The sequence below is a fragment of the Vibrio sp. SG41-7 genome, from assembly GCF_014164465.1.
GTDB classification, from domain to species: Bacteria; Pseudomonadota; Gammaproteobacteria; order Enterobacterales; family Vibrionaceae; genus Vibrio; species Vibrio splendidus.
The window spans coordinates 1-13,927 of sequence record NZ_JACJFF010000135.1 but is presented as its reverse complement, the minus strand read 5'-3'; the positions used below and the strand labels follow the sequence as shown (position 1 = coordinate 13,927).

The 13,927-nt window shown below is 43.0% G+C and carries 11 protein-coding genes; 1 reads left to right on the top strand and 10 read right to left on the bottom strand.

Features of this window, described 5'->3' with window-relative positions:
• Positions 1-167: 167 nt before the first annotated feature.
• The 4 genes from H5300_RS22690 to H5300_RS22675 all read right to left on the bottom strand — a co-directional run bounded on the left by H5300_RS22690 (position 168) and on the right by H5300_RS22675 (position 2,185).
• On the bottom strand, positions 168-695 hold the full coding sequence (locus tag H5300_RS22690; protein ID WP_342749706.1) for a FlhC family transcriptional regulator: 528 nt from the start codon (positions 693-695) through the stop codon (positions 168-170).
• Positions 696-732: 37 nt separating this feature from the next.
• Positions 733-1,314 carry a flagellar transcriptional regulator FlhD gene (locus H5300_RS22685; RefSeq protein WP_182796964.1) on the bottom strand — a complete coding sequence of 194 codons (582 nt, stop codon included), beginning with the start codon at positions 1,312-1,314 and terminating at the stop codon, positions 733-735.
• A gap of 25 nt (positions 1,315-1,339) precedes the next feature.
• The gene (locus H5300_RS22680) at positions 1,340-1,840 is read right to left on the bottom strand and encodes a transglycosylase SLT domain-containing protein (protein ID WP_259397909.1); all 501 of its coding nucleotides are present in this window, start codon (positions 1,838-1,840) and stop codon (positions 1,340-1,342) included.
• Positions 1,841-1,927: 87 nt separating this feature from the next.
• Positions 1,928-2,185 (bottom strand): helix-turn-helix domain-containing protein, encoded by a 258-nt coding sequence (locus H5300_RS22675; protein WP_032073043.1) that lies wholly within the window; start codon positions 2,183-2,185, stop codon positions 1,928-1,930.
• An 816-nt stretch (positions 2,186-3,001) separates the two neighbouring features.
• On the opposite strand from H5300_RS22675, the gene H5300_RS22670 reads away from it, so the two are divergent.
• Positions 3,002-3,412, top strand: coding sequence for a hypothetical protein (locus H5300_RS22670; RefSeq protein ID WP_220503558.1), 411 nt, complete (start codon positions 3,002-3,004; stop codon positions 3,410-3,412).
• Between the two features lie 10 nt (positions 3,413-3,422).
• Here the strand turns inward: H5300_RS22670 and H5300_RS22665 are convergent, their stop codons facing one another.
• The 6 genes from H5300_RS22665 to H5300_RS22640 form a co-directional block, all read right to left on the bottom strand.
• A complete protein-coding gene (locus tag H5300_RS22665; protein ID WP_182796961.1) occupies positions 3,423-7,064 on the bottom strand; it encodes a conjugal transfer protein TraG N-terminal domain-containing protein in 3,642 nt (1,213 codons plus the stop codon).
• A 6-nt stretch (positions 7,065-7,070) separates the two neighbouring features.
• Positions 7,071-8,510, bottom strand: a complete 1,440-nt coding sequence (locus H5300_RS22660) for a conjugal transfer protein TraH (protein ID WP_014386833.1) — start codon at positions 8,508-8,510, stop codon at positions 7,071-7,073.
• A 1-nt stretch (position 8,511) separates the two neighbouring features.
• The gene (gene traF, locus H5300_RS22655; RefSeq protein ID WP_220769851.1) at positions 8,512-9,516 is read right to left on the bottom strand and encodes a conjugal transfer protein TraF; all 1,005 of its coding nucleotides are present in this window, start codon (positions 9,514-9,516) and stop codon (positions 8,512-8,514) included.
• A 119-nt stretch (positions 9,517-9,635) separates the two neighbouring features.
• Complete coding sequence (locus H5300_RS22650; RefSeq protein ID WP_182796960.1) at positions 9,636-11,150, bottom strand: UvrD-helicase domain-containing protein; 1,515 nt, start codon at positions 11,148-11,150, stop codon at positions 9,636-9,638.
• A gap of 56 nt (positions 11,151-11,206) precedes the next feature.
• Entirely contained in the window at positions 11,207-11,758 is a 552-nt protein-coding gene (locus H5300_RS22645; RefSeq protein ID WP_182796959.1) for a DUF1566 domain-containing protein, read from the bottom strand.
• Positions 11,758-13,395, bottom strand: coding sequence for a DUF1566 domain-containing protein (locus H5300_RS22640; protein ID WP_182796958.1), 1,638 nt, complete (start codon positions 13,393-13,395; stop codon positions 11,758-11,760). The genes H5300_RS22645 and H5300_RS22640 overlap by 1 nt, the downstream gene beginning before the upstream one ends.
• Positions 13,396-13,927 lie beyond the last annotated feature (532 nt).

Sequence of the window (13,927 nt, the reverse complement as noted above, 5' to 3'; positions counted from 1 at the left end):
CAAGCTGTCCCCACAAAGCGTACAGTGCAAAGTTCACAGAACTAGCGCTGTGCCACTTTTATAGGTGATGTGGAGTATGCAGGAGCCGTATACGAGGTCCGTACGTACGGTTCTGTGAGAGGGATGAGGCGGTAACGCCTCACCCTACTCGATAATCAATGAGAAAATCAAGCATAAGAATAGTTGCTTTCATGGGTGAGCGATTCTTCTTCATTTTTTCCGCTACATGCTTGGTTTTTACAGAAAGGGCAATCCACACTTGTTCTTTGATTAACTGATGTGAAGTAGTTGCACTTGCAGCTATGACAAGTTTCTATCATAGCTTCACCAGAACGCAGCTCTTGGGCTAAACACCACGCATCGGTGATGTCGAGCATCTGCCAACGAGTTCCTTTCATTCCAGGCGTCTCATTTCTAATAGCGCAATACATTTGGTAAGCTACATGGAGTGCATCAATGTTTATTGAACGAAGGGCCGCTTCACCAGCTATATTGTAATAAAGCTGCATCAATAGAGACGCTTCAATCTTTGATGTATGGCTATGAATCAAAGTTGCACCGCCACGTGCAGTTCTACTCTTCCTGCAAATTTCAAGACCTTCATCTTCTAGCTCTTTGTACATTCTACGTACTTGCTTGTAGGTAAGCCCTGTTTCTACCATGATAATCTTGGTAATGTATCCAGCCAAAGCCATGTTCCTAGCCGATATCCATCGGGCCAAAGAGTTTGAATTACAACTCATTGCCGCCTCCCGTTGTAGTTATAGATTGTTGATGCTTCTTTAAAATAAGGTGTGTAACCCTTTGTTCGTCACTTTCCAGAATTTCTCTCACCAGCTCAGATGAAAACCTGAACGAAAATGGCATGTCTTGGCTACATGCTAAGTTTCTTAGTTGATTATCAGAGGCTTGAGATACGATTTTTGTAAGGTTGACTGAGACCCCGAAAGTTTGCGCTGCAATATTAATGTCTTGCTGTGATACTTTTCCCATAAGCAACCAATATGCAGTCCCAAATCCTGAGTCAGAAGAAGGCGTCAAACAAGTTTGATCGAAGGATTGCTCCAAGTGTGAGATATAGGTTTTTTCTGGCGAGGAAAGCTTAAAAGAAAGGATCACGCCTGATGATAAGAACTCTAATTGGTACTTTGTAGCATCCGCAAGTGCTTCCACTGTTTCCAGTGGAAGAGAAAATTGCTCTGAGACTTCTCGTGGGTGGATTTCTGCTAGGTGCTTCAACAATGTCCATAAAGACAGATCAAATTCGTAAACATTTCTATCAGCCTGGGATTCACTAAGAGAGGCAATATTCATATTGTAAGAACATGAGTAGTCCATCCTAAATGCCCTCAGTATCCAAGTTTCTATAAATGGCGAGGATTCGACTGCCGTAATTTCTTGCTCTAGCTTCATCAGACCAGGTGTAATAACGACCGATGCCTAGCTCCAAATCTTCAGGAGCGGACGAAATACACTGGGCTAAGTAACCAGCTCCGACGTCAACGTTTTTAGCAGGGTCCAAGAGCTCATCTGGAGAACTTACTTTATCTCCATGCCAACGCAGATTGATTTGCATCATACCTACGTCAACATTTTTTCCGTGCTGAGCGAGAAGTGCATCGAGTTTTAACTTGGCTGATTCGAGAGAAGTCTCGTAATGAGGACCTCCTTTGAGTGTCCTTAATGCCCAAGGCCAAGGGCTAATGTTTCCATCACCTCGACCTGTAGCTGACTCAGCCAACGCAACAGAGTACAAAAGCTTCGCTTCTACACCGTGTTTTATTGCTGCCTTTTCGAATACTGTACCAGTTAAGTCAATCGCGTTTGCTACGCTAGACATCCCGAGAAACGTAATTGCTATAAACTTCTTGGCCCTTGCCATATATGAAAACCCTTATTTTCCTAGCCAGTCCTTCGGGGTGATCCCTTAAACTTTCAATTTTTCTTTTGGTAATCCGTCTTCGTATCTTTCCGGCCATATCTCAGTAGGCTTTTTGTTTAATGCTTGTGCGATAACGTACTCCCAGCGCGGGGACGGTTCGTACAAAGTGTTAGAAAGTACTTGTCGAGATGTTTTGTGCTCCCTTGCCAGGGATGCCAGGGATTTCCCTTGTATCTTTAATTGATACTTTATCCAACTGCGTTTCTGTTCTTCGTTTTGGGGAATTTCGCTATTCAAATACATCCTTTGTCTCTCTATTACCAAACTCTTTTTAAAGTTGCTTTCTTGTCGTTTGTTGACATTTCTTGACGTATTATGACCTTATTTATAGGTCTATAAAGTGAGCCTATTAAAAGAAAAAAACTTTAAAAACAGTTTTATCTTGCGTGGTGACTTTTTTTGCAGTAAGCGAATTGAAACTTGAAGTTTAATTTTTATGTAGGTGCTTTTGACCTGCTAGAATTTTATGCCCAGTTGGGTTGGAGTCATGGGCTATAGGCGTACCATTCGGGGGAGTGGTACGAAGAGGCAGAGTACCAAAAAGGAATGTACTCTACGTGTGTGTAGTAAGCTAAATAAGGTTTAGGAACCGAGCGGGCGCTGGTTTCTAAAAGATTCCCCCGGGCATGCCCGGGGTACTTACCGTGACAACGCTAAAGCGTTGACCAAAATTACAAACAGCTTACGCTGTAATTTTGGAATTAGCATTCATCCACGGGTAACCCCGTGGTTTTCTGTATGCACAGAATAAATTCACAATTAGCCCTAAGGGGATATCTCTTAATACTCTGACTTGCAGATGGGATCAGATGCAATTGCAACCATTACATTTGACCTAATAGGTTGCATTTTAACCACTAACAAAATTCTAATCAACTGATTTCACAAATGGATCTATATTAAATTTAGCGTATCCATCACATTTTTACTGAGTAAAAGTCACATTTCTACCATGTTTTTAGGTGTAGAGTGTGAAGTAGGCACTTTCACATGTGAAAGTGAGTAGTAAAACCCATGGTCATAGTTGCATTGTTTGATTCTGTGATATACTGGATATATATGAAATTCATTGAGGTCGTAAGTATGAAGCATGTGATTAATGTTTTCGGTTTGTTTCTTTTGTTGCTAGGTTTTGTTATGGCGGCAGATACGGCTTGGGGCTGGGCTTTGATGTCTGTTCCTGTAATGTACTGGACGTTGGGGTTTGTGTTATTGGTTCATAAAAGTCCATTTGCAGCGATTGTTTTCTGGTCTGCTGTCGCATACATACAGTGGCAAGTAGCATTGGTAGCAATGATGGCTTTTATTCTTTTTGTTGGGATGCGCGCTGTTTATTCTGGTGGTGTTAATAAAATAGGAACTGGGAGATGCGCAAAGAAAAAACGACACAATCCCGCTACAGGTTTGCCAATGATGGGCCACAAAGGTATGGATGTAGATTCAAATGGTAATCCTTTTGGATTCGGGTGAAAGGGAAGAATTAATCGAATTGCTGATTTGCAATGTTGTAGCCACGAACGGCAGTAAGATAACTTCCTGATCTATCTCCAGCGTCACCTGCATTTTGTAAAACATTCACAAGTTGGTCTGTAAACTCTTGGTTTTGTTGAGATAAAACAGGGCTGCCATCTTCATTCATCATTACTGAACCATTAGCATCAGTTTCAGCATACTGCATTTTTAAGTTGTTAACAGCTTGACTCATTCTATCTTGGTTAGTATCAAAAGATTCAGCATAAACAGCCGCTTGTTCGTTTGTTAAACCGTATCTCGATGTCCCGAGCTCAGCCATAGTTTGCTTGAATTCATCTCCATATTGTTCCATGAAATTAGCTGCTGCACTACCGCCAGCTTCCGCTGCCGACGCTGTTGCTGCTGCGTAGAATGCCCCTCGTTGTTCTAAGCTCATTCCTTTCGCTGCTTCTGAGAGATCTGACTCTCCCGTTAACCACTCTTTGGCTGCGTTGTAACCGCTAGCTGCTGCGCCAATAACATTACGACCTAATTTTGCCGCTGCAACTGCCATTTCTCCGCCAAAGCCGTACTCTTCGGATATATAGTCGTCACCACGTTGAGTCGCTTCGATAAACTGGTCCCTTTGTTCTGGTGTCATGGTTCGCAACTGATCCATTGCATTTGAAAAATCGCTCGCTGTCGCCTGTCCACCAGCTACTGCTGCACCACCAACTTGCTCAGCTCTTCGAGCCAACCAGTCTCCAGTATTGTCTACTGCCCCCCAAGTGGAAGCGCTCCATGACATATCCGGCAAAGCATTGAGCATATTATTTCTTGCTTTTTGCTCTTCTGGGCTAGAAACAGCTCGGTTAGTCTGATTTGCAAGATTGCCTAATTGTTGGAGGTTTGCATCATGTTCGCCAGTTACCGGAGTAACAGGAGGTGTTGGTGGCGTTTCTGTTACCGGAGCTGTGCCAGACGTACTGATTGTGTTCTCTCTAAAATTGGAAGGTAAAACAGGACCGCTTCCAACGTTGCTGCCAACTGTCTGCCCTAAATTCTCTGGCACAGTTGGAGGAGTGAGGCCGCTGTACTGTAGAGGGTCGCTTTCAAATCCGCTATTTCTCCCGGTAGCTAAGTTGATTGCACTAACAGCAGCTTGGAAGCCTCCAACTTGTTGCCCTGGCTGATAGTTGTTGGTATTTGTCATAGCTGTCAGTCTAGCTGCCGCTTTAGCTACACCTGGGTCCATGCCATAACCACGATATCTTTGTTCGAGATTTGCCGCTTCTTTTCGAACTGAGTCCGGTGCATTTTGATAATGTTGGTTGAGGTAATCCATTGCTTCTGGCGAGCGAGCGACTTCGCCACCCAATGTTTTAAAGTCGCTATTTGTCATCGAGCCCATAGAGTTTTGCAATTGATCCATTGTTGTATATGCATTAGTGGCAGAAACAAGCTCTTGTGCAGACTTAGATAGATTTTGAGATAAATTATCACCCCATGACTGTTTAAAGGATTCGCCACCTTGTCTATTAATGCCATGAGCTAATTGATTGGTAAGTGCCTGAGAATCAGTCTTCCCCAATGAAACATTTTTCATGAATTGCGATACATCACTGGCAGACCATGTTGACGTATCTGTTGCAGACGATTCCGTTTTTCCCTGGGCTTGAGCAGTTAGACCTACGATATCACCACCACCGCCTTTGGCTCCATCCTCTTCAGAATGTATAGTTGCCAAACCAGTTCCTTTGGAGGGACCTTTAACTGCATTTTTTACTGCTGCACGAGCGGTGCCCATCAGTGGCATTACCATTGCCGCAGCTTCTTTTACATCTAAGGAGCCAATGGCTTGCATACCGAAAGCACCTTTGACAGCATCAGCATGTTGATCATCAACCTGGAATTTATCCATGAAGTTTTTAGCTTGTTGGTTAACCAACTGGCTTTGTTGGGTGTTTTGTGAACCAATCGTGCGACCAATACTTGCTAGACGAGAGTAAGCTTGGTCTTGAGATACACCGTGAGCAAATCCTCTACCCAGAGAATCAGAAAAAGCTTCTGATTTTTGACTTTGCAATGCTCTTGCAGAACTGACACCGCTTCCGATAGATGAACCGAGAGAAAAAGTACTAATCAAACTTTCAGCACCAGTTGCCATCGTTCCACTAAATTGGTTGTGGTTATATGCAGGTTGACTGTTCATTACAGGGCCTTGATTCAAAGCATCAGGCGACTGAATTTTCTCATTGACATGATCAGAACCGTTAACCCTGTTAGCTAGACTGGTAAATGCGTATGTTGATCCTGTCACTATGAACAGTGAAATAATAGGAGTGGCTGCTGCTAACATTCCCCCCGTAGCGATCCAGTTCTGTAGAATGTCTCCTGTTGAGGATAATGCATACATTGAGTTTAAGCCTGGTGTAGACAGGCTTGCCATTTCATTAGTCGCTGCTGTATGAATGAATAGGTTTGTTATAGATAGAACTGGCATCCATAGCTGTATCCAGAGAACCGTTTGGAAGTATTTTCCTGCCAACGTCATTCCCATTGAACCCATAACGATGATAAAGCCCATTATAGGAGTTATCGCGTAAACAAAACCTTCAAAGAACGTTAACATCGGTCTGACGACTGACATGAACATAGATTGCTCTGCTGCCCATTGAGTGTTTCGCTGTTGAATCGCTTGGTTAATCATCAATGCAGAACCATAGTCTTGAAGGTCCTGGTATCGTCCGGCAGCTGCTTCATAATACAAAGGCTCTAGTAGAGCGACTTTTGTATATTCTACTGCTGAGGTGGAAATTGCTCCTACTGCTTGTAATGAGTCAGCTATCTTTGTTAGAGCATTTACACCTGTATAGGTAGGATCTACACCAAGTAGATTGTTTAAAGCGTTATTTACATTGGACCCACTTAGGTTATTTAATGCCCCAACAATGCCAACCCCCTCAGCTGTAGACCATGCCTCACTACAAGTAAAATCACCACCATCGGGATTCGACGCGTTTAGATATACACGCGTTCCGTATAGTGAAGAATTGAATTGTAAGGCTTGATCTAAAGGGAGTGTTAGAAGCTCATCTAAGCTCATCAGGTTGAGATCTACTTTTGTTAGCGTACATTCTCTAATGTAATTAGAAACTGAGCGACGAACATCAACATAGCCACCACCTTGATCTTGGTTTAGGGCTGTAAAAATAGCGCTATCGTACACACCGCGTCTTACATCATTCAGTAGCTTGAGTGTTTCAGAAAAGTGAGTTTCAGTAACATTGGGTACGATAATGCCGTAACCAGTCTCAAATAATTTTGTTAGGGTGTAGCCAACATTCGATATAACACCTCCGGCAAAGCCTATACCAATCGGCACGTTTGCCACAGGACGAACTTGCCCGGTGTAAGCATCTTCAATCTTAACTAATGAAGTCGGTACGAAGAAGCAGGCGTATAGTAGCCACCCCATAAAAATTTGCTGAATATTAATCTGTTTTGCCCCTTGGAAAACAGATTGAACGGTTATCATCACTACACCAATAAGCAACCCAACACTGACCATCTTGGTGAAGTCATTGGTCCCCGTGATCATGGCTACAGCAATTAATATCTGCTCAAGAAATGCTGAGTCGCCAATGGAGTAAATAGTAAATTCAGGCATGAAGTTTTACTCCTTTGTTCTTGGTGCTTTAGTTAGCGTCGATAACATATATTTTTGCTTTCGAACGTTATTTAGGAGGTTGTTGTACTTTTCGATTTGAGAAGAGAGATCTCCATATTGAGCTGTAAGAATTGAGTATTCGGCTCTCATGTTGGCTTGAGATTCACGCAATACTTCCAAGGCTTGCTGTTTATAAGGACTATCACTGTTTGATATAGCAATAAATGCAGCTCTGAAAAGCTCATTTGTAAATGAATACATCATTGCTAGAGAAATCGCTCCAGACGACTCTGAGGCAAATAGCATTGCAGAGTCTTTAGATAGAACAGAAAGATTTCGGATGATTGCACCTATACCAACAGGTAAGCTAGCTAAAAAGTTTTGCTCGCTAGTTGATAGTGTTCCAGCATTACTAGCAAACTTGAAAATAATACCTGTAGATGTACTTGAACCAATAAGCATATCTTCAATTTGGCTCTTTATGCCTGTGATGTTGACGGTTTTAACACCGCCACCAGTTGCCCCAGCGCTTAGGCAATTTTCAGTATCTGAACCACATGAGTATATTTCAACGTTACTACCAGTGATTAGATCTGAAATTTGGATTTTATTGCCAGGTAAAGTGGTGATTGGTGTCGTTTTTTCCGTAATACTTGCGTGTGAATCATTAACAATATCACCGATTATTACTGTTCCCGTCACAGACATTATGGCTTCTAGTAATGTGTTGTCTCCGTATGTGAACCATGCGTTTGCATTATTTTTCTTCAATTGCTTCCAGATGATATTACCAATCATTTTCTTGTACTCATCTGGGTTGTTTGATTTCAATTGTTCGAGTGGTGTAGAACCGCCTTGCTCTTGCTTAGATGAGAATACATCGTCAAACAGACCCGTTGTGGTAGCTGTAATGGAAGCGTCAGTTTTGTGTTTAACATCGAATGAAGAAGTAGCGTCATTTACGATACCTTGTGCAAGTTGACAAGAATTACCCAAATATTGGTTTAATTGTTGTATTTTCTTTTGGAAGTTTTCTATCCATTTTGCACCATCAGGAAAGACGTTATCCAATGCTAATTGGAATGCGTATCCCTTTGCATTTGCAGCTACCGAACGCAGCAAAGTGACGATTTGTTCTGCGTTAACAAAGCTCAATGAGCCCCCAAATAGGTCAACACCACCACAACCAGCTTTCCATGATGGAGGTGTGAATGACACTAGGTTTTCATTAAATATGCGTGTTTTCGTTGTGTATCGACCACCAGCCAGAACCCCTCGACGCTGTGTTTCAAATACACCTGGTTGAGTGACATTGCTCATTTCATTGAAAAGGGCGTCCATTTCAGACTTTAAGCCGTTAGCTGTAGATATACTCGGTACTGTCCACAGAACGGATGCTACGCAAATAGCGAGAGCTTTCTTCCGCAGCTTGTTCTTTCTGAACATCTTATTTCTCCTTAATTTTTTCGCGGATGAAGTCCATCAATTGTTCCGGCGGGATATAGTTCCCTTTATCATCCGTCATGATTTCTTCTAAGGAAGCCTCACCTGTTTTATCGGTAAGAATTTCCGCAATGTTGTTGTCGGTATTAACCAGTGCTCTTGTTTTGTTGAATTCGTCATCACTGATCCAACCTGCTCGGCGAGCAGTAACTAGAATTCGATTGGCTGTATCTGGAAGTGACATTACCCCTTGCCCAACAGGAGCAAAACTCCCATCTGGTGAAGCTAAGAATAAAGCTGGGTAGGTGACGACACCTAGCTGTTCGGCATGGCCGTTATCTACTTTGAACTCGGGGAAAATGTTTCCTGGGAAAGGGGTGCCGTCAGAAGATACTGCCACGACAGTAAATCCATATCCTTGCTCAAGCATTTTGACTATTGGAGCCTGTATTTCGCACATTTCGCAGTTTGGCTGGTAGAAGAAAAATAGACCCACACGACTTGCTACAGTCCCAAGTAATGTCTGCCTCTCCTTCCCAGCCTTACTATCTACTTGCTGAGATGCGAATGTGGCATAAGGTCTTCTGGACACTTCATCAAGATAAGGATCACCTAAAATAGCCAGTTCATATGCATCTTGCGCTTGTTCTGAACGATCCATTGCGAATCGCTGCATGTAAGCAAAAGCTTTAGCGTTCTCAATGGTTGGGTTATCCCACCAAGCATCTTTGTATTTAGGTAAGTTCTCTCTAAACCACGCAGCAGAAAAATATTCAGGTCCTTCACTCTGGGCCATCTGTTCTTGCTCAGGAGGTGGTGGGGGAGGTTGCACTGCTACTGGCTTAGGTTTAGGTACTTCTTTTTCTTCTGGCTCGACTTCATAGAAAAACCATCCTTCCGCCTTTCTATCGTAAAAGCCGGGCCTACTGTCTTCTGCTACGGAGATATTTGGCATTGAGGCTATCAATGCCAGCGCTAAAGTAGCTTTCTTTAAAGTCTTGTTGTTCATGTCACCACACATATTTTCCCATTCAGGCATATGGTAACGGGGGGGAGGATTAAGGAATGCATCTGAAACCTCCCATTTAGGGCAATTAGGGGAGGTTTTATTGTTGTATTTTTGGTCGATTAGGCTGTTTTTATGTGTTCTGACTGATTGTTAGTTGCTTCTTCCTGCTGAATCTTTTCAAGTTGACGCTTATGGGTGATGTACCTGATCACCATTTCCACTGAAGCGTTAAGCGCAAGTGCTCGCATGGCTCTCGTGCTTGCAACGTAAAGTAGATTGATCTCATCATCCCGTGCCTCAGGTTCTAGCTCGGGGTCCAAAACGTCAGGGAAGTCATCAAATAGTTGGACATAATCCCACTCCAGTCCCTTTGCTCTATGACTGGTAGACACAGTGACATTTGCAACCGATTCGTCTTTTAGGGTGTTAAGGCGTAATATCGCAAGATGTTCAGGAAGATCTTCGTAGGCTTCGATAATTGCCATCGCTCTAAACATCTCGTTGTCTTGAGTCGCACGAGCTATCTCGGTGAACTCTTGATAGTCCTCATAATCATTAAGTATCTGCTTGTTTCTGACACGTTCTCTTTCTTCTCGTGAGAACCAAAAGATATCTTCCAGATAGTCGATTTGGTAAGACTCTATACCACCAGCCCAGAAAACTTTATGTCCCGCACCTGTGTAGCCCAAAGCAGTTTGAATAACTCCCATTACCGTGCGGTGTAACACAGCATGATGCCCGATATTTTGAGGTAGCATCATAAGAACCTGATCTTTAGCTCCGCGCCCAATTACCGGCTTGGTCTCTCCTTTTAGTTCGAGAAGGGCATTAGCAACCATCGCTACATTAGGCCCAAATCGGAAACTATGTGTGAGGTAGAGTTGATCTGCGTTCGAGAAGCGGGGGTTATTCATCGCATCATTTGCACCTCTGAAACGATAGATTTGCTGGTGGACGTCTCCAACAAGAATAGTCCTTGAGCGCTGCCTAATTACAATGTCACTAGTTACTGGGTTTGCGTCCTGTGCTTCATCAAAGAGGATTACTTGGTATCTCAATGATAGATTGGGGTGAGATAATTGGTACAGCTTTAAGTATCCATCATGAACCATAGGGAAAGGATCTTGAGGTTCACACATCCTCTTCCAAATATCTTCTGCACTTTGAACGACTTCTATTACGTATCTCTCTTGCTTTGTAGTTAGTAGTAATCCAGTATCTGCTCTTTCGAAATGGTCATACAGAATCTGGTCATCTGCGCTGCACATAAATGCATTTAGCGTATCCAGGCAGTCTCTTGCAAGAGTCCAGTTTTTTGTGTTTAACGCTTGTGCTATATCGGTCAGGCGAATGTTTCCCACTAATTTGTGCGCAAACATACGTCCAACAGATGCGAATGCTAGTTGATGAGAGGTTTTGCACGTAACATTTCGGGGAAACTTTTCCGCTGCTTCATCTCTTATCGCTCGGTTGTACGCGATATACAGCATTCTTAGCCGAGGGTTAGCAAGAGCATATTTGATGAGGGTTGTTGTCTTTCCCGTGCCAGCATAGGCCCTAACTATCAGTTGGTTTCCTTGATAGTTGGTGATTCGGGCTTGCTCTGGGGTATCAGGTGGTAATGTTTTGTTCATCGCGTGTACTTCACTATGGGAACGCCCCAGAATAAAATCCGGGGCTTACGATGGAATTAGTTGGACGTTTCTTTAAGGTCACGAACTAGCCGCAGATATATATTAGATTGTGCTAACGATGCGAACTCAGTTCCTTCATTGAAATCAATAACTCGCGCTTTCAACTGAGGGTTAACCTTGCTGTCAGGAGTGTTTGACCAATAAAGTACTTTTGGGGTGCTTTTGAATACCTCCAATCTGATCGCAGGAGCTGAGCATGACCTTTCGACAATGGAACCAAGCTCTTTAATGTTGGGTAGTTTCCAGTCAGAGTACCCTAGTAAATTGCTGCTGTTAGCGTCGTCCACAGCTAGTAACGCATCAGACCAAGTAGGAAATGATTTTAGAGTTCCAATGCAGTTATCGGCACTATATCTTTGTCCCATAGTGCAAGTGGTCCACATCAAGCCTGTTGCGGCGTCAGTAACTGTGCCGTCTTTATGTACTGTAAATTGCTCTATATTGGTGGTGGGAGCGATAATATCTGACTTACAAGTCTGTGCGTAAGTTTGAGTTGATATCCCTACAAGACAAAGAATGCTTGCCGCAACGGTTAGTTTGGACTTCATCACTGTTTCCCTCCTCTTGCTAAACGAATGCTCGCCGAGTTGCTTTGTTTATGACACAACTTAGCTTGTCCATTGCTTGAGTCCATGCACCATGCTGTACCTTCACCATTTGAACTCGGGGTTCCAGACCAAATCGGTGCGCCACCTTCGTAGTTATAGAAATAGTCGGTATCGAGCAGTGTTTGACTGTTTTCATAATTGGCAATAGAACGTAGCTCTTCAATGGAAGGTAATCGCCAATCTTTATAGCCACAAACGGCTAGCTCGTTGGCCGCACGAATGTAGTCATCGGTACTACATGATGTGACTTTTACATAACCAGCGTTATCTGTCGTAGGGAACGCGCATTGTGCCTTATTGTGAACAGGAGCATTACGGTTTTGGAATTCTAGTGAAGCGCCACCAGCACTGCCACCGTCATTAGTTCTATCTTTGCTGTACCAGGTGTATAGGTAGTTTTTAGCTTGCCAGTTTTGATGCCAGTGATAATAAGGGTAAGGAACATAATCCTTTGAGCTTGGGTTTCTGCTGGCACTCCAAGCATCATTTACTAGGGCTTTGAATTCTGCTTCCGAAAGTGAAGATGGAATATCAGTAATTGCATCACCTTTGTTTTCCCAGACGATCCCTGTTCGGTTATCCAAGACACATGACCATGCCGTCGCTGTATGAGGAAGGTGGTTTCCGGAAACGTCTAATTTTGTAAAAGAGAAACCTGCATAACCATCTAAGTAGTTTGGTGAGTCAGTATCAGCGCCAAATTCAGCATCTTGCCCCGGAAGATCATTAGGTGCGCCTTGGGCATCGAAGTCATTCCCATTTACATATCTGGTGACGCCAGTATCGTTTAACACTAAGTCTCCAAGGATAATAACACTGGTCTCAAACTGTTTGCTGAGTGTGGCATTGTTAGCCTCGGTAAGTTTAATTTTTATTGTTTCACCGCCTTCGGGAACGTCATCTTGAACAATATCTAACTCAAGAAACTGCTCAGTAGTTCCAGCCGGGAAAACAATAGTGCTGTCACTGATGACACTATAATCTTGGCCGTTAATAGCTAATCCACTGAGTTCGTAACTGACGCTTACATCTTTTCCTGATGAAGTGTTTAGTTGTAGCGGAATTTTAACGCGACCACTTCCTTCTGATGTGGTTCTGATTTCTGAGGTAAATGATATTTCTGGAGAGGAGTCATCATTGTTGATTGTTACGGTAGCAGTATCTCTCTCTATGCTGGAGGTACCAGAAACATCGAAAATTTGAACGGAGAATGTTTCATCATCTTCATCCTTTACATCACCAATGATAGGGATGATCAAATCAACCCGAGTAACGCCATCTTGAAGCTCAAATTCTCCAACAGTTTCCAGGTAATCTTGATCTGATAATGCAGTTCCAGGGGTAGTTCGGTATTTACCTTTAATTACACCATCTTTACCACCGCTACGAGTAACACGCACTTTGGCATCACTGTTACCTGAATTTCCTTCTTTTATCGAGATGTTATCAATTTTAATAGAGCCAGATTTTGTTCCTGAGTTGGTGTTTGTATTGGAACTACTTCCTCCATCTTCTCCACCGGAACCACATCCGCTTAATGCTGCAATCAAAGCAATTGCCAATGCTGAACGTTTCATTAATGTATTGCCCTCTTTAATTAGACCTGTTTGAGGTTTCCAGTCTAATAGGGTAGGCGCATAGATTATGACTCTGCATCAGCCCATTTTGGGCAAATACGTCGCAAAGGTTAGAGACTTCGTGAAATGGTCCATTTTGGGCAGTTTGGGAGTGGAAAAATGGAGTAAAGAAAAGGAAAATCTAATCGTCAATTTGGTTTCGCGCTGAAAGATGCTCAAATCTCTGACCAGTCCTTCGACTAGACCGCCCTGTGAAAAAGGTGTTTTTATCTAAACCAATATGTTTCGTGTAAACCGGAGCGATGTTAGGTAATCAGGGCATCCTATAAACTCGCTCTATTGGAGTTGACATGAAAAACCTATCTAATGACGTAACTTTTGCCTCTAAAGAGGCTGCAAATTCATTTGGGTGTGGTTCTTTTGAATCGACACGTTACATTTTAGCCATACAGCCTTTGTTTAGCCTGCTGTTTATGGAAATTCCAGTAATCCTGTAAATCACCACTCGATTTAACGGAGCGTAGTCTCAAGA